The following is a 16,490-nucleotide window of genomic DNA, read 5'->3' as shown; positions in this document are numbered from 1 at the left end:
AGCCTTTCAATCCGATTTTACACGCTTTAGCGATCTAGCAGACAATAGGAGCGTCTCAGAGAATACGTGTGATTATCATGCTTTGTAGGATAAAAAATGTAGAGGAGCAAAATCCAATAGATTCACATTCAAAATTACGAATCTTAAAACAGCCTTTGAAAGGTCTTTGAAGACCCTTTGAGACCCCCTTAAAAACCCTTCGAAAAAAAATAAATTGATGCAAAATATGCTGTCAAATTGTGCAAAACCTGATGTCAAGCTACACAAGCTACAGATGGCAAGCTACAAACAAGCTAAAAATACAAAATCTAATGGAGCGGGTGATGGGATTCGAACCCACGACCCCAACCTTGGCAAGGTTGTGCTCTACCCCTGAGCTACACCCGCTCATCGATTCGATATATGCCTTGTCTGTATGGCGTAGGCTTCTACGAATTGCAACAAAAAAATATCATTTTAGTTTGATTTATTTTGTCTATAATTTCAATAAAGTGAAATAAAGATTGATTTTAGAAAATTCTTCAGTAATAAACTGTTCCTTTTTTAATTTTTCCATGCAGAGGGGTGGAGTATAATGTCGAAGAAAATAAATATATTGGGGATTGTTATTGCAGCTGTTTTTATGATGAGCAGTGTTGCAAAAGCAGATGATAAAGTTAAACAGGTTAAAGTTGCAATAACACAAATTATGGTTCATCCTGCTGCAGATGCCGTTCGTAAAGGTGTGGAAGATGTTCTTGCAGAAAATGGTTATAAGCAAGGTGAAAATTTTCAACTTACTTTTTTATCAGCGCAGGGCAATATTTCAACAGCAACGCAAATTGCACGTAAATTTGTTGGTGATAAACCTGATGTTATTGTGGCAATTACCACGCCTTCAGCACAAACGATGTTTGCGGCAACGAAAACAATTCCTATCGTTTTTGCAGCGATTTCTGATCCTATCGGAGCTAAAATCGTTTCTTCGCTGACTAAACCTGGCAGGAATGTAACGGGAAGCTCTGATCGTATCGATGTTGCAGAAAGTGTTAGACTTTTGCAAGAAGTAAAACCAGATCTGAAAAAAATTGGTTATCTTTATAATGCTTCTGAGGCAAATTCTGTTTCAATACTTAAAACGTTAAAGGATGTAGTAAAAAAAGCTGGAATTGAAATTATTCCTTCATCGGCACCAAAGTCTTCAGATGTTCAGGCAGCAACACGCGCTTTAATCGGTAAGGTTGATATCATTTTTATTCCCGCTGATAATACGGTTCTTTCTGTTTTAGAGGGTGCAATAAAGGTCACACAGGAAGCAAATATGCCTGTGTTTACTGTCGATGCTAATTCTATTGGACGCGGTCCTTTTATGACGCAAGGTGTGAATTTCTATGATGTGGGGGTTGATGCTGGAAAATTGGTCGTGCGTATTCTAAAGGGTGAAAAGCCTGGTGATATTGATGTTGTGCAGGCGGCTAATAATGACATTCGAATTGATATGAAAGCAGCCCAAAAAACAGGGATTGTTATTCCGCAGGCGGTTATTGATCGTGCAACAAAAGTGATTCAATGACTTTTATTAATAAGGTGTTGATACAATAAAAACCGTTAAGTTTTCGTGGGGATGGTCTTTACATGAATATATTTGCCTTTTCTGGCGCTGTGGAATTAGGCCTTATTTATGCATTTGTTTCTATCGGGGTTTATCTCTCATTTCGCGTTTTGGACTTTCCTGATTTAACAGTTGATGGCTCGTTTCTTCTTGGGTCCTGTGTTTGTGGTATTTTGATCCTTTTAGGTTTTAATGCGTGGACAGCTATGGCATGCGCTTTTTGTGCAGGTATGGCGGCTGGTTTGTTAACAGCTCTATTGAATTTGCGTTTTGGCATTTTGAATCTTTTGGCTTCCATTTTAACGATGTCAGCGCTTTATACGGTTAACCTTCGTATTATGGGAATTATGGGAGGGTCTAATGTTAATTTGGGGATTTCTGATACAGCGTTGACGCCCTTTTATAATCTTTTTGGGTTACCTGATATCTTTGTGCGTCCTCTTTTCGTTGGGATTGTATTGCTGGTTGTGGCATTTTTTATTTGGCGCTTTTTGGAAAGTGAAATGGGGCTTGCTATGCGCGCAATGGGCGCTAATCCACGCATGGCAACGGCGCAAGGTGTTCATACATCAGCATTGATTTATTTTGGTATGGGGCTTTCAAATGCCTGTGTTGCACTTGGTGGGTCTCTTTATATTCAAACTGCAATCGCAACGGATATTACGGGTGGAATTGGTACAATTGTTTTTGGGTTGGCGGCTGTGATTATCGGTGAAACTCTCTTTCGTACACGTAATATTTTTTGGATTATAATCAGCTGTATTGTGGGGTCTGTACTTTATCGTGTAGCGGTGCAATTTGCATTTGAAGCCAATGGAATTGGTATTGATACATCGACAGATCTTCAGTTGATTACTTCACTGTTGGTTGTGTTAACTCTTATTGTGCCACGCTATTGGAGGAGGCGTAAACGTGATTGAGCTTTTTCATGTTGGGGTTATATTTAAACCGCAAACGCCTTTGGAAAAACAGGCTTTAATTGATATTAACCTCAAAATTGATCAGGGTAGTTTTGTTACGGTGATCGGTTCAAATGGTGCGGGTAAATCAACATTGCTCAGTGTTTTAGCGGGGGCAACGCTTCCCTCGACAGGAAAAGTGGTTATTAATGGACAAAATGTTTCTAGGCAATCAGTTAGCGAACGCGCAGGAAAGGTTGCGTGTGTTTTTCAAGATTCGTTAGAGGGAAGTTGTGGTTCTTTAACAATCGAAGAAAATTTGGCTCTTGCTGCTCTTCGGGGAAATCGTCGTAGTTTGCGTTCAGCTTTAAACCATGAAAAAAGGCAATTTTTTCGAGAGAAAATTGCTCAATTGGGCATTGGTCTTGAATCCTATATTCAAAATCCTATGGACAGTTTATCCGGTGGACAACGCCAGGCCGTTTGTCTTGTGATGGCAACGTTAGCTCATGCAGATGTTTTATTACTTGATGAACATACTTCAGCCCTTGATCCTGGAATGGCTGATTTTGTAATGCGGTTGACTGAAAAAATCGTTGAAGAGAAAAAATTAACGACTATTATGGTAACCCATTCTATGCGTCAGGCTCTTGATTATGGCGATCGCACATTGATGTTGCATGGTGGAAAAGTGATTTTGGATGTCTGTCATGAAGAGCGTAAGGGATTAGATGTTAATGATTTAATTGGTATGTTTCAGAAAGTGCGCGGGGAAGTTCTTGATAATGATGAACTGTTAATGGATTAATAGTGTGGCTCAGAAAAAAGCATATGAAGTTGATCAATTTCTAATGCGTTTCTCACGTGCTTTTCCTATTGTTCTCATTTATGGGCCAGATCGTGGTCTTATTTGTGAACGTGCCCAACGTTTTGCGAAGCTCACAAAGGTTGCTATAGAAGACCCTTTTTCAACAATTCGTTTGGATGCTGCTGAAATTGATAAAGACCCTGCACGTTTGGACAATGAAGCGCGTACTTTCTCGCTTTTTGGGGGAGATCGTTTGATATGGATCTCTAATGCTGCTAACCAAAAAGGTTTTCTTGCAGCCTTGAAATTTTTAATTGAGAAACCACCAGAGAAAAGTTTTATTCTCATTGAGGCAGGGGATTTGAAAAAAGGAACAGGGTTACGCAATGCTGTTGAAACGGCAGCAAATGCAATGGCTTTGCCTTGTTTTGCTGATGATATGCGTTCTCTTGATGGTTTGATTGATGAAGTTTTAGGCCAGTTTAAGAAGACTCTTTCTTTGGATGCACGTAGATGGTTGCATGAAAGTTTAGGGGCAGATCGTCTTGTATCACGCGGTGAATTAGAGAAGCTTTGTCTTTATGCTTCAAATGTTCATATTACTCTTGAAGATGTAAAAGCTGTTGTAAGCGATGTAAGTGCGCTTTCTCAAGATGAAGTTGTTGATGCTCTCTTATTGGGCGATATATCAGGCTTTGAAGCGCATTTTAACCGACATGCAGCATTGCAGGGGGCGCTTTTTTTTGTTTTAAGTGCGGCCCAAAGACATTTTCAGCAATTACATCTCTTGCGTTACCAGGTAGAGGTTGAAGGAAAATCGCCTTTTACGGTGGTTTCTCAGGCGCGTCCTCCCATTTTTTACCAACGGCAAAAAACGGTTGAACAAGCTTTGAAATACTGGAAGTTAGAACAGATTTCTTACGCAATGGAAAGAATTCAGCGTGCTGTTTTAGACAGTCGTAAAAATCCGCTGTTGGGGGAAGCTATCATTCGTCAAGCTTTGTTAGGACTCACCATTATTGCACGACGCCAAATGGCAGCTTAACATATTTAGAAATATGATGATTTTTTATTTTAAATGCGGCCCAAAGACATTTTCAGCAATTACATCTCTTGCGTTATCAGGTAGAGATTGAAGGAAAATCACCTTTTATGGTGGTTTCTCAGGCGCGTCCTCCTATTTTTGCCAACAGCAAAAAATGGTTGAACAAGCTTTAACATATTGGAAATTAGAACAGATTTCTTACGCAATGGATAAGAATTCAACGTGCTGTTTTAGACAGCCATAAAAATCCGCTTTTGGGAGAAGTTCTTATTCTCTAGGTTTTGCTTACTTTTATAATTTTTGTATGATGTTTATATGAGGTTAGATGATTAAAGTAGAGTATTCTATTTTTGAGGGCGTGTGTTGGAAGTTTAAAATTTTATACGGTTGTCGTAAGATATTGTTTATTGGGTATGTGATGATATAAGGCGTATGCGTTTTCTTGGTGCGTTGGGTGTTTTTAAAGTGCATGCTGAATATTATTTATAAAACCTTTAGTGAAGTGAATCACATGAGTGGTTAGAAAGCGGAAGGTGTGCAACAAGAATCCGAACTGTTTGCAGACGAGCGTGGATTAAGAATCTTTGTCTTTTGGGGGCAGAGAGGAAGACAAGGCGTTTTTCTTCGAAGGGATATTTTGACCTAATTTTATTGTCTTGTTGTGTCCTAATACATTGTTCGTGAGTGCCTATAAGAGCTCAGGTAAAATTTACGCATTCGGTATTTTTTATGAGAGTATGTGGTGAATACTAGGCTTTCTCATAGAGTTGTTTTAAGGGGAGCGTGCTCTTCATGTACAACATAATATTACAAAATATATTTATTTTATAAATTCACGCATTTTCTTAAAAACATTTTTCAATGACGGTTGTACTTATTTCGTAACGGTGTTTAAATGGTACAACGGTAAAGCTTTTTAATACAATTTATTGAACATTCCCGTCTTTACGCTTAACAAAAGTGTAAACTAGCATTTCATTGCATACTTTGCTAGCCTCTAATGTTGCAATAATCCTTGGTCCTAGAGAGCATGAGGCTTTTTTTCCTTCTTTTAAGTGTTTTTATTCATGTGCTATTCCTCTTGTGAGGTGCAAAAGACATGATTTTGATTAAATTCAACATAAGAAGATTTAAAATGAAATAGTCCTGCAGTATTTCAGAGATATTATTAATATAGGTAAAATAATATAATTATCATGATGAATTAATGTTTTGTATGCGGTTAAGCAGTAAAAGGAAAGTGTTAAAGTTTAGAATTACATTTTTCGTTATTCATTTTTTATATGTTTCAGAGATAAAAATGATCTGCTATTCGTTTGCGCAGGTGAAGATTGGTAGACTGCGTTATTCGTTATTCTCTCGTTGTCGTTTTTTAATATTTTACGCATAACTCTTAAATGAATAAATAGGAAAATTATGATTTTTACAATTGTCTTTGTTGCCATTTGCAAAAAATCTTTAAAGGTGAAAGATGTCTCATATTCAATTTGAAAAAATAGCGCTCATAGGGATCGGTTTGATTGGATCTTCTTTAGCAAGAGTAATTAAAAAGAAAAATCTTTCAGCTCAGATTTCTATTGCAACGCGTCGTCAAGAAACACTGGAAAGAGCGCGTGAATTGGAACTTGGAGACTCTTATACAACAGATAACGCAGAAGCTGTTGAAGGTGCTGATCTCGTTATTATTTCTGTTCCTGTTGGGGCGAGTGCAGAGGTGGCAAAAAATATTCATGATCATTTAAAGCCGGGGGCTATTGTGAGTGATGTTGGTTCTACAAAAGAATTGGTTATTACAGAAATGGCGCCTTTGTTGCCAAAAACGGTTCATTTTATTCCGGGGCATCCTATTGCTGGAACGGAATATTCGGGCCCAGATGCTGGTTTTGCTGATTTATTTATGAATCGCTGGTGTATTTTAACGCCTTTTGCGGATAGTGATGTGGCAGCTGTCGCTCGATTGACAGAATTTTGGGAAGCTTGTGGGGCGCGGGTCGAAAAAATGGAGCCTAAGCATCATGATCTTGTTTTAGCCATTGTTTCGCATTTGCCACATTTGATTGCGTATAATACTGTTGGGACAGCGAGTGATTTAGAAAAAGTAACAAATTCGGAAGTGATTGCTTATTCTGCTTCCGGCTTTCGTGATTTTACGCGTTTGGCATCTTCTGATCCTGTTATGTGGCGGGATATTTGTTTGCATAATAAAGAGGCTATTTTAGAGATGTTGGGTCGTTTTAGCAAAGGGCTTGCTTTTTTAGAACAGGCAATTCGTTTGGGCGATGGTGAAACACTGTTTAATTTTTTTACGCGTACACGTGCTGTGCGGCGTAATATCATTGCGGCGGGACAGGAAATTGATGCCCCTGATTTTGGGCGTCATAGCGTTTCTCAAAGAGGAGATGTAAAATAAGAGGTTTTTGCATTTTGCGCTGTTGTTTTTCTTATTCTTATCATGTCCCTTCAGATATTTCTTCTTTTAAATGGTTTGTTGAGATGAAGATATGGTGCTGTTTTCAGTCGTTTGTACGACTTCATAAGGGGTGGGGCGCTTGTTTTTTGGATTAACAAATTTTGCATAAATGAACGCGAAAAGAGATATGCTTCAAGTTTAATTTATTTTCTCTCAATAAACATGCAATTCTTAATTAAATGGATCTCGACTATAAAAAGAAAGGCTTTGTTCAATAATCTTTCGTATTGATAATGGTAAAGATTTATAAAATTTCTTTTATAGTATAACTCTTCATATTATAAAGCCGAGAATTATATTTTCATCGATTTTATTTCATGAATATAACCTAAGGGATTTGCGAAGGGTTTTTCAGAAAGAGGGATTTTATGAGTTTCTGTAAATTAATACGAAGCTGGATGTTTATAAGTGTTGTCTCGCAAAGGGTTTTATAAAAAACAGAAAGGTATTCTCCAATCGGTGGCTGGTATATTTTTCATTTTATGATGTGGTTTTCTTCATAAAGTTTGTACAATTTCTGTCAATTGTGCACGAATATTCAAATCTCATGCTGCAACATGTTTAAGAAAAATATTATGATGCTTTAGTGTGTTGGTTTTTTTAGCTTTTGTATGCCTAGTTTGGGGTGGGAATATTCTCTCTGTTTTATTGATCTTTTGAAGCTGGAAAGCAGCTTTATTTGAGAACAATATGTAAAGATATAAAGGTAGCAATCCATTTCCGTCTATTCTCTTTTAGTTTAAGTGCTAAAATATGAGAAAGCATGCATGGAAATATCTTTGCATCACGATTTTATTTTTTGCATTATTTAATGGAGTGCGAGGGCAGCTCTCATGTAAAATAAAACGCTTTAAACACAATACACTTCATTGATGATATTTGTTGGCTTTTCAGTTTTTGGATAGGGTGAGGCTTGACCACATGGATTATTGCCCTTTATATTAAAAAGTGTTTGTTTTTAACGTGTTGATCGTTTTTTTATAAAGCATGAGATAACTGAAAAAGGGTATTGCCAGAAAGTATTGAGGTTTGTTAAAAAACATCTTTTGGTATAGCTATCGTGTTTTTGGTGACGCAATAAGTCATTATTGGCGTGATAATGGGAGTGCTTTTGCAAGCCATGTTGCGCTATCAGGGCTTTTAGCATTTTTCCCTTTTTTTATTTTTTGGGCATCTTTTGCTCGTTTTTTTGGGGCTTTTACCTATACACCGCAAAAAATTAAAGCGCTGGTACAATTATTACCTGATGTCATTGCTGAACCTTTATCTCAGGAAATTGTCAATGTTTTAACCTTTCATCAAAGAGGTGTGTTGACGATTTCTGTCATTGGAGCGGCTTATTTTGCTTCTAATGGAATAGAAGCTTTGCGTACGGCTTTGAATAAAGCTTATCGTGTGAGCGATCGACGGACTTTGTTATTTTGTCGTTTTCAAAGTTTGTTTTTTGTCATCCTTGGAGCTTTTGGTCTTGTTGTGATGAGCTTTTTATTGATTTTAGCGCCTTTGCTGATCAAAATTATGCAGGATCATTCTTTTTTTATCACTGAATATATTGGGGTTATTCGTTTATGGCGTTATACAATTGCAGTTATTATTTTGTTTATCAGTCTTCTGATTGTTCATAAATGGCTTCCAGCAGGGCAGCGGAAATTTATAGATATTTTACCAGGAATCGTGATGACAATATTTGTATGGTTTATGGCTTCTCTTGCTTTTGCACAATATTTAACGATGTTTGATTATAGTTCGACTTATGCGGGGTTAGCATCTATTATGGTTGCCATTATTTTTCTTTACATATTAAGCGCAATTTTTATTTTAGGGGGTGAAATAAACGCCGCAATAATGTTTTATCGCAATTATGGGCAATCTCTTAGAGGAATGAAAAAATCTGTAGATCGTATGAAAGTCAAAAGATGGGGCAAGGAATAAGACAAGCTATTACTTTGTTGGTTGATGCGGATGCCTGTCCTGTTAAAACTGAAATTTATCGCATTATGAATCGTTATCAGCTTAAGACATTTATTGTCGCGAACCGTTTTCTTTCTCTTCCCCACGAAGAACTTATTGAAAGAATCGTTGTTTCTGATGGGTTTGATTGTGCTGATGATTGGATTGTAGAACATGTCCATGAGGCAAGTATCGTTATTACCAGTGATATCCTTTTAGCGGCACGGGTTTTACGGTCTGGGGGGCTTTGTCTTTCGCCAACGGGGCGTATTTTTGATGCCAATTCAATTGGTCAAGCTTTAGTTATGCGCAATTTGATGGAAAATTTGCGAGATCAGGGGCATACCACAGGAGGACCACGCCCTTTTTGTGCTAAAGATCGTTCTGCTTTTTTGTCAGCATTGGATGTGACAATCCAACGTTTAAAAAGGTGTGGTTATTAGGTTATTGTGCTTCTTTCATGACAGCTTTTATAAGTGTTTTGGCATCGTCATTGGCCCATGGTGCTGCCCCATTATAGGAAGCAATGAGATAACCATTTTTATCAATGAGAAGTGTGACGGGGAGTCCTAAAGCAATTCCTTGTTTTCTCATGTCGTTGAAGATATTCATGGTTTCATCGCGATAGTAGACTAAATTATCAGCATGAATATCTTGTAAAAATTGCTGAATTTTTTCAGAAGAGGCTGCTTTATCAATATTGATCGCTATGACATCGAAGTTTTCTCCACCCAATTCGCGTTTTAATTGCGCCAGATCGGGCATTTCTGTGCGGCAGGGCATGCACCAGATAGCCCATAGATTGATGAGTATCGGTTTTCCGTTAAATTCAGCGAGTGTGTGGTCTTTTCCTTGAATATCCTTAAAAGAGAGAGTATTCATATCTAAGGGTGTATCAGTAAATCGCATGTGAGCAAAAAAGCCTGTTGCTGCTTTTTGGATTGTCGTCATTTTTTTTTCTTGTATTTTTTCGGTATTTTCTTTTGAAATAAAATAGGTAGAAAAAAAGCTATTCTTGTTATGATGACTTTTTATTGCGTATAAACTGACACAAACTAAGATGATGGCAACAAAAAAGAATGCTACGAAGATTTGCCACTTTTTGTTTTTCTTCTTTGAGCTCTTAAAATTTTGAGGAATCATGATTTTATCCTTTTTATGGGTGTTTTTAAAATATGATAGACGAGAAGATAAAAAACCAAATGTGGGGAGGATGGTTTATCGAAGGACCTGCTGCAGTTATGGAATAAATTAATGCTTCAATTGATGTTGATCAAAAACTCTATCGGTCAAGATATTAAAGGTTCGCTCTCTCATGCTATAATGTTAGCGCAAACAAAGATTGTTTTACAGTCTGATTATGAAAAAATTTTTCATGATTTAAAAATTATTTTACAAGAAATTGAAGAGGATAAATTTGTTTTTTCACGAAAGCTTGAAGATATTTATATGAATATTGAAGCGCAATTGAGCGTGTTGATTGATTCTGCTGTTGGGAATTTGCGGGCAAAACATTGATTTATAATAATAAATCAATGTTTTGCATATTGAATGAGAGTCCCGAATATCATAAGATTCTCTCATTTCAAATCTGTGTATGTTGAATCAATCAAAACCGCTTTCTTGTATGTCATAAGCGGGTTGGCGTAAGGCTAAAAACTGTATAAGAAAGGATTAAAAAATAGCTCTTATGAACGCTCTCAAATGCCAAGGGTTGGGTTCACAACACCCACGGGCTGGCAAAGTGTGTGAGGGTGCCTGCTTGCTTCTCCATGAGCGTAAAGATGGGGGTGCTCAATGGCTTTATCGTTAACCCTTCACAGATGTTGTCATGAAATGGGATTGGGTGCGTTGCGAAACGTTCTTTTAAAAAAAGCACGTGAATTAGCAGCTGGATTTGTTTTGCATGAGGGGTGTGCCTCCATTAAACAGTGTGAGAAACAAAAACGTGAGACAATAAGCAATCTCCATTATTTAAAAGATATTGCTCTAGACGCTTTTGAAAGTCGTAAAGCTGAATTAAAAGGGGATAATAAAAATGGAAACTGGTTTTTACCTTTACGCCTTCATATTCTCCCTAAATTAGGCTGTCACCTCGTTTTAGAGATTACACAAACAGAGATACGCAATACACTTGCCCCTATCTGGCATTCAAAGGCTGGAACAGCAGAAAAGCACTCGTCCGTCTTAATGTTTGTCTCAAACATGCGGCTGCTTTGGGTTTGAATGTTGATTTACAAGCAGTAGAAAAAGCATGCGCTCTCTTAAGTATACGGTGCGTTCATACAATGATAAAGCGGCTATTGATTTTCGGTTGTGGATATTTGAGGTATTGCAGAAAATAGCACAAGCCTTCAAGGAGCTGATAAAGCAATGCGCTTTCTCTTGCAAAAAAACATGTTAATATCTTTACGTATGCTAAGCTTTACACATTTACAATTGGCACAACCCGTAACATTGGGACATTAGATGGTGGCTTATACTGAAATGTTTGGTCGAGATTTATCGCGGGTGTGGGAGGCCATTGAACGAATGAATGAATCGCTTTTGGGGGTTGCGGTTTTAGCAGGAATAAGTTTTCCGATTGATCGCTTTATGACGGCACAGGCTTTAAATTTTCGGGTGCTTACACGCAATTCAATTGATTGAGTTATTGACGTGACTTGGCATTGGAATTTTTAAGTGCTGGTGCTCTTTGTTGCCATGCACCTTTCGTGTTTAGCAGAAGAAATTATTCTTTGGTCAAGTGAATTTTATTTTATTCGTCTGTTAGATGCCTTTTCAATGGGTTTATTGGGTTATACCACAAAGGAGAAATCATGATGTGTAGCAGAAGTTGGTAAGGGCGAAAGCAGGTTGATTGAATGGTGTGCTTATAGAATTGTTGACGATGATGAAAGGATTATTACTTGCTTATTTATTTTATTCGTTTGTCAAATGCCTTTTCAATGAGTTTATCGGATTATACCACAAAGGAGAAACCCTGATGTGTATCAGAAGTTGGTAAGGGCGAAAGCAGGTTAATTGAATGGTGCGCCTATAGAATTGTTGACGGTGATGGAAGGATTATTACTTGCTTATTCAAAGGATATGTAAGAAAATAAAGTATATGTGTTTGATGGGGCTTTGAATTTGGAATCATCATTGGCAGCAATGACAAGAATGATTTCTGATTTAGAAGTGAATAAGAAAGCTATGAAACAAGCAGCGGATTTAGGGTATGAAACAGTTACGGATTTTACTTATTGGCTTGTCTGTGAATTAGGGGTTCTTTTTCGTGAAGCACCTCATATGGCAGGATGTGGTGTGGCATTAGCAGAAAGAAAGTGGTGTTACTTTCAGGATTTATCATTAGATGAACTTCAAGCAATTGATTTGTCCTAGTATCAATCCAACACTTTTTGATGTTTTGACCATTGAAAAATCTGTTGAAAGTCGCAAAAGCTTTAGGGGGAACAGCACCTTTGGAGATTCTTCGGCAAATTGCATATTATAAAAAGCATCTTGTGAGCGCTTGAGTGATCGTATTTTAAAGCTAAAAAGAAATCGAGATGAGGAAAGAGGGCAGATGAAAGTTATCGTAAAAGGGTTGGTGATTGTCCTTTTGGGGGGCGTGGGTGTTGTTGGGTGTGGGCGTAAAGGATCATTGGAAGCGCCTCTTACAAATGTGGAAAAGTCTATTCAGGGAACATCTTCTGCTAAAAGTGAAGATGATCAACCTTTTATTCTTGATCGTTTGATAAAGTAGGAGGGAAATGTGAAATTTTTCCCCTACCATCAAGGTATGCTTCATGTTGAAGGATGTTCGCTTTCTACTCTTGCGCAGGAGGTGGAGACGCCTTTTTATTGTTATTCGGCCAATGCATTGGTCACATATTTTAAGGAGTATCAAAAGGCATTTGAAGGAATGCCCAGTCTGACTGCTTATGCGGTTAAAGCTAATTCTAATCAAGCAATTTTAAAGCTCCTATCGGCAAATGGGGCAGGAGCTGATGTGGTTTCAGAAGGCGAATTACGGCGCGCCCTTGCGGTTGGTATTCCTGCGCATCGTATTGTTTATTCTGGTGTTGGTAAAACTGTAAGAGAGATAGATTTTGCTCTTTCTCAGAATATTTATTGTTTTAATGTTGAATCAGAACCGGAACTTGAACAGTTGTCACAACGTGCGGTTGCGTTGTCAAAAACAGCACGTGTTTCATTGCGCATTAATCCGGATGTTGATGCAAAAACTCATAAGAAAATTACAACAGGAAAAGCTGAAAATAAGTTTGGTATTCCATTGTTGTTGGCAAGAGAGGCTTACAAAAAGGCTGTCTCTTTGCCTGGATTGCAGGTTTGCGGTATCGATATGCATATTGGCAGTCAAATTTGTGATTTAAAACCGTTTGAGAAGGCATTTCTGATTATTGCAGATTGTGTGCGTCAATTGTGGAGCGATGGTTATGCAATAACGCATATAGATATTGGTGGCGGACTTGGTATTGCCTATGGTTGTGAACAAAATACTGTGCCTTCTCCTTTTGATTATGCTGCGCTGGTAAAGAAGCATATTGCTCCTTTAGGGATTAATATTGTTGTGGAGCCGGGGCGGAGCATTGTGGGTCAAGCCGGTGTGTTGGTAACCTCTGTTCTTTATTTAAAAAAGGGGCAGGGGCGGAATTTTGTTATTGTAGATGCGGCGATGAATGATCTGATGCGTCCAACGCTTTATGATGCTTGGCAGAATGTTGTTCTTGTAAAACAAGCTCCAAAAGATGCTCCCCTTATTCGTGCAGATATTGTGGGTTCCGTTTGTGAGACTGGTGATTATTTAGCATTAGATCGCTGCTTACCGATTTTGGCACCCGGTGATCTTTTGGCAATTACGCAAGCTGGGGCTTACGGTGCTGTAATGGCGAGCACTTATAATAGTCGACTTTTGATCCCGGAAGTTCTCGTGCAAGATACGCGTTATGCGGTTATTCGTCCGCGTCTTGATTATGCGCAATTGATAGAAAGTGACCATATTCCTTATTGGGTTGAGCATTCTTAAATGTTTTTGGTCTTATTTTTACTAAACTTTGATGAAACAATTTATTTTCTGGAAATTGTCTTGTATGGATTTTATGATCTTAATACACCACGGTAAAAGGGGAAGAATGCTTGTTTATAGAAAATAAAAACATCAAGAGCTTTGCAAGAAAGCTTTTGTGTGTGCGCATTTTGATGTGGGGGATTCTTTTATTTGAACGGATATGGGTACGGTTGTTGCCATTTTTCCTTGTTCTTAGTCTCTTTTGTTCGTTTAGCTGGTTGGGGCTTTTTAGCCTTTTAGGGTATTGGTCCTATTGGCTCTTACTTGGGGTTATGCTTGTTTGTGCTGGGGTGAGTTTATTTTTTCTGATCCGTTTTCGGTTTCCCACAATGCGGGAAGTGGACCACCGCCTTGAACGTGTTAATGATCTTAAACACCAGCCTTTGAATATTCAGACAGATCACGCATGTTCTGAAAATGAGGAAGATGTTTGTGCTGTTATTTGGCGTGAGCATCAACGCCGAATGGCAAAAAAATTAGACCATTTAAAAACTGGGTTTATCTCTCTTAATAGTGCGGCTTATGATCCTTTGGCTTTGAGGGCTTTGTGTGTTCTCCTTTTCGTGTGTGCTTTTAGTTTTTCTTTTGGTTCACGAGGGGGGCGTTTGGCTGATGCTTTTGATTTTCGTCCTGTTGTTGATGAAAAATTCATGCGGATTGATGCTTGGGTAACACCCCCTGCTTATACCGGTATGGCACCGATTTATTTGACAAAAGATGAGAAGACACAACTGGAAATTCCTAAAGGGAGTGATGTGGTTGTGCGTGTTGTCAATGGGGCTGGCATTACAGTCAAAGCAAAAACTGTAGAAGATGGGCAGAGAGTTTTGTTTTCAGAAAAAAATGAAAAAACAGCCTTGGATGATCCAATCGTTCATTTTGAAACCCATTTAGAGCATTCAATGGATTTGTTTGTATCATCACGTCGTAAAAAACAGCAATGGCGTTTGCAGATGATCAAAGATGCGTTTCCAACAATTGATTGGCTAGAAAAACCAGGGCGGATTTTAACGGGATCATTAGAGTTGCGGTATGTGTTGGATGATGATTATGGTGTGACAAAGGCTTTTGTTGAAATAGAACCTCTTTTTCAGAATAAAAATGCTTCTTCTCTTTATAAAGCGCCGGAAATAAAGCTTCTTCTTCCACGGGGTGGAAAAGGCAAAATGCGGACGGTATATGATGTATCAGCGCATCCATGGGCCGGTTCACAAGTCAAAATTACTTTGGTGGCAGAAGATGGCGCAGGGCAGAAAGGACGTAGCAAAACTTTTGTTATGATATTACCGCAGCGTGTTTTCTCAAATCCTGTCGCGCGTGCTGTGGGTGAATTGCGTCGTTTACTTGCTCTTGATGCTTCTAAAAGAGAGCGTGTATTGGATATGCTTTCTGCTTTGCTGGTGCGTCCAGAAAAGGGGCTTCAAAATGCAGCGCATTTTCTCGTTCTACAAAGTGCGTGGACAAGGCTTTCTTTGGCACAAACAGAAGAAGATTTGCGCGATGTGGTAGATTATTTATGGCAGATTGCTTTGGGGATTGAAGGAAATCAGCTTGAATCCGTGCAGAAAAATTTAAAACAAGCACAAGCTGCTTTACGGGATGCATTGCGATACGGTGCTCCAGCGGCAGAAATTGAACGGCTTATGGCAGATTTACGTCAAGCTATGGATGCGTATATTCAGGCTTTGGCTGAAAAAGCACCAGATAGTCAAGTTTCTAAAAATTCTAAAAGCTTAAAAAGCCCTAATCTTTCTGAAGATACATTACAAGAAAAGTTGAATCTCATTGAGGAAATGGCTAAAACCGGCTCCTCTTTAGCAGCGGAACAACTCTTGGCGGAAATTGAACAGACACTTGACCATTTGCATGTGCAAAAAGGTAATCAAAATGAGGGAAAAAAAAGCCAATCTGCACAAATGAAAGAAAAAATGGACCAACTTGGAGATTTAATGCGTCGTCAGCAAGAAATCCTCAATGAAACACATCAATTGGAGATGGAACAAAGGCGTGGGAAAAATGTACCGGAAAAACAAAAAAAATCTTTAAAAAAACGCCAAGCTGAATTGCAGTCTGAATTATCAACATTAGAAAAAGAATTATCAGAACAGGGATTTGAAACAGGCGATGCCTTGAAAAAGGCGGAAGAAAAAATGAATTCTGCAGAAGATGCTCTTGATCATGGAGATCATCAGGCATCTATACAAAATCAATCTGATGCTTTGGAAGCTTTGCGGCAAGGTGCCCAAAGTGCTTTGAAAAAAATGCGTGAAGCACTCAAAGAAACAGGAAATGAGCAAAATGCTGATTCTGGTCCGAAAGATCCGTTAGGACGTCCACTTTCTTCAAAAACAGAGGAAGGACAAGAAGGTAAGGCTCTCCCACAAGAAAGTGATCAAATGCGTACGCGGCAAATTTTGGATGAAATTCGCAAACGCCTTAGTAAGGAACATATTCAAGAAGCAGAAAAAAACTATCTTGAAAGATTGCTTCGTTTTAATTAATCGATGTTGGTTTTTTTCTTAATTGATGTCAGAAACAGTCTATGAAAATCTCTATGGGTTCACCTCAAAAGAAAATTGATTAAAGCACTTGTAATGCAATAATCATTTCGTTGTACTGATTTTGGGGTCATTTAAGTTTACAATGTGAAATA

General features: G+C 38.3%; 11 protein-coding genes, 1 tRNA gene and 5 pseudogenes. 15 read left to right on the top strand and 2 right to left on the bottom strand.

Annotation, left to right across the window (positions count from 1 at the left end; translation table 11 throughout):
* Positions 1 to 312: 312 nt before the first annotated feature.
* Positions 313 to 387, bottom strand: a tRNA-Gly gene (locus CEV08_RS03240).
* Between the two features lie 187 nt (positions 388 to 574).
* Here CEV08_RS03240 and CEV08_RS03235 point away from each other — a divergent pair.
* The 8 genes and pseudogenes from CEV08_RS03235 (at position 575) to CEV08_RS03200 (ending at position 9,206) form a co-directional block, all read left to right on the top strand.
* Positions 575 to 1,552 carry an ABC transporter substrate-binding protein gene (locus tag CEV08_RS03235; RefSeq protein ID WP_100130341.1) on the top strand — a complete coding sequence of 326 codons (978 nt, stop codon included), beginning with the start codon at positions 575 to 577 and terminating at the stop codon, positions 1,550 to 1,552.
* 62 nt (positions 1,553 to 1,614) lie between these two features.
* Positions 1,615 to 2,511, top strand: a complete 897-nt coding sequence (locus CEV08_RS03230; protein ID WP_100130340.1) for an ABC transporter permease — start codon at positions 1,615 to 1,617, stop codon at positions 2,509 to 2,511.
* The gene (locus CEV08_RS03225; RefSeq protein WP_100130339.1) at positions 2,504 to 3,298 is read left to right on the top strand and encodes an ABC transporter ATP-binding protein; all 795 of its coding nucleotides are present in this window, start codon (positions 2,504 to 2,506) and stop codon (positions 3,296 to 3,298) included. The genes CEV08_RS03230 and CEV08_RS03225 overlap by 8 nt, the downstream gene beginning before the upstream one ends.
* 4 nt (positions 3,299 to 3,302) lie before the next feature.
* Positions 3,303 to 4,343 carry a DNA polymerase III subunit delta gene (holA, locus tag CEV08_RS03220; protein ID WP_100130338.1) on the top strand — a complete coding sequence of 347 codons (1,041 nt, stop codon included), beginning with the start codon at positions 3,303 to 3,305 and terminating at the stop codon, positions 4,341 to 4,343.
* 20 nt (positions 4,344 to 4,363) lie between these two features.
* A pseudogene (gene holA, locus CEV08_RS09810) lies at positions 4,364 to 4,621 on the top strand (DNA polymerase III subunit delta); the annotation flags it as partial.
* Positions 4,622 to 5,814: 1,193 nt separating this feature from the next.
* Positions 5,815 to 6,753 (top strand): prephenate/arogenate dehydrogenase family protein, encoded by a 939-nt coding sequence (locus CEV08_RS03210; RefSeq protein ID WP_100130337.1) that lies wholly within the window; start codon positions 5,815 to 5,817, stop codon positions 6,751 to 6,753.
* A gap of 1,089 nt (positions 6,754 to 7,842) precedes the next feature.
* Entirely contained in the window at positions 7,843 to 8,745 is a 903-nt protein-coding gene (locus CEV08_RS03205) for a YihY/virulence factor BrkB family protein (protein WP_100130336.1), read from the top strand.
* Positions 8,730 to 9,206: a YaiI/YqxD family protein gene (locus CEV08_RS03200; protein ID WP_100130335.1), complete on the top strand. Its 477-nt coding sequence runs from the start codon at positions 8,730 to 8,732 to the stop codon at positions 9,204 to 9,206. Before CEV08_RS03205 ends, CEV08_RS03200 begins: the two co-directional genes overlap by 16 nt.
* Position 9,207: 1 nt before the next feature.
* Here the strand turns inward: CEV08_RS03200 and CEV08_RS03195 are convergent, their stop codons facing one another.
* Positions 9,208 to 9,906, bottom strand: coding sequence for a TlpA family protein disulfide reductase (locus CEV08_RS03195; protein ID WP_100130334.1), 699 nt, complete (start codon positions 9,904 to 9,906; stop codon positions 9,208 to 9,210).
* 107 nt (positions 9,907 to 10,013) lie between these two features.
* On the opposite strand from CEV08_RS03195, the pseudogene CEV08_RS03190 reads away from it, so the two are divergent.
* The 7 genes and pseudogenes from CEV08_RS03190 to CEV08_RS03160 all read left to right on the top strand — a co-directional run.
* Positions 10,014 to 10,266, top strand: a pseudogene (locus CEV08_RS03190) (argininosuccinate lyase); the annotation flags it as partial.
* A 178-nt stretch (positions 10,267 to 10,444) separates the two neighbouring features.
* Positions 10,445 to 11,030: pseudogene (locus tag CEV08_RS03185) on the top strand (integrase); the annotation flags it as partial.
* A gap of 2 nt (positions 11,031 to 11,032) precedes the next feature.
* Positions 11,033 to 11,620 (top strand): annotated as a pseudogene (locus CEV08_RS09805) (lyase family protein); the annotation flags it as partial.
* 53 nt (positions 11,621 to 11,673) lie between these two features.
* Positions 11,674 to 12,281, top strand: a pseudogene (locus tag CEV08_RS03175) (argininosuccinate lyase); the annotation flags it as partial.
* A 50-nt stretch (positions 12,282 to 12,331) separates the two neighbouring features.
* On the top strand, positions 12,332 to 12,511 hold the full coding sequence (locus CEV08_RS03170) for a lipoprotein (protein ID WP_100130332.1): 180 nt from the start codon (positions 12,332 to 12,334) through the stop codon (positions 12,509 to 12,511).
* A 9-nt stretch (positions 12,512 to 12,520) separates the two neighbouring features.
* Entirely contained in the window at positions 12,521 to 13,795 is a 1,275-nt protein-coding gene (gene lysA, locus CEV08_RS03165) for a diaminopimelate decarboxylase (RefSeq protein ID WP_100130331.1), read from the top strand.
* A 116-nt stretch (positions 13,796 to 13,911) separates the two neighbouring features.
* Positions 13,912 to 16,338, top strand: coding sequence for a TIGR02302 family protein (locus CEV08_RS03160; protein WP_100130348.1), 2,427 nt, complete (start codon positions 13,912 to 13,914; stop codon positions 16,336 to 16,338).
* The last annotated feature ends 152 nt before the right edge of the window (positions 16,339 to 16,490 follow it).

This window comes from Bartonella tribocorum (assembly GCF_002778015.1).
GTDB lineage: Bacteria > Pseudomonadota > Alphaproteobacteria > Rhizobiales > Rhizobiaceae > Bartonella > Bartonella tribocorum_B.
This window is presented reverse-complemented; position numbering and strand designations above follow the sequence as displayed.

Coding starts and splice junctions, on each gene's coding strand:
- CEV08_RS03235 (WP_100130341.1), top strand. CDS start 575: ATGTCGAAGAAAATAAATATATTGGGGATTGTTATTGCAGCTGTTTTT.
- CEV08_RS03230 (WP_100130340.1), top strand. CDS start 1,615: ATGAATATATTTGCCTTTTCTGGCGCTGTGGAATTAGGCCTTATTTAT.
- CEV08_RS03210 (WP_100130337.1), top strand. CDS start 5,815: ATGTCTCATATTCAATTTGAAAAAATAGCGCTCATAGGGATCGGTTTG.
- CEV08_RS03200 (WP_100130335.1), top strand. CDS start 8,730: ATGGGGCAAGGAATAAGACAAGCTATTACTTTGTTGGTTGATGCGGAT.
- CEV08_RS03195 (WP_100130334.1), bottom strand. CDS start 9,906: ATGATTCCTCAAAATTTTAAGAGCTCAAAGAAGAAAAACAAAAAGTGG.
- CEV08_RS03170 (WP_100130332.1), top strand. CDS start 12,332: ATGAAAGTTATCGTAAAAGGGTTGGTGATTGTCCTTTTGGGGGGCGTG.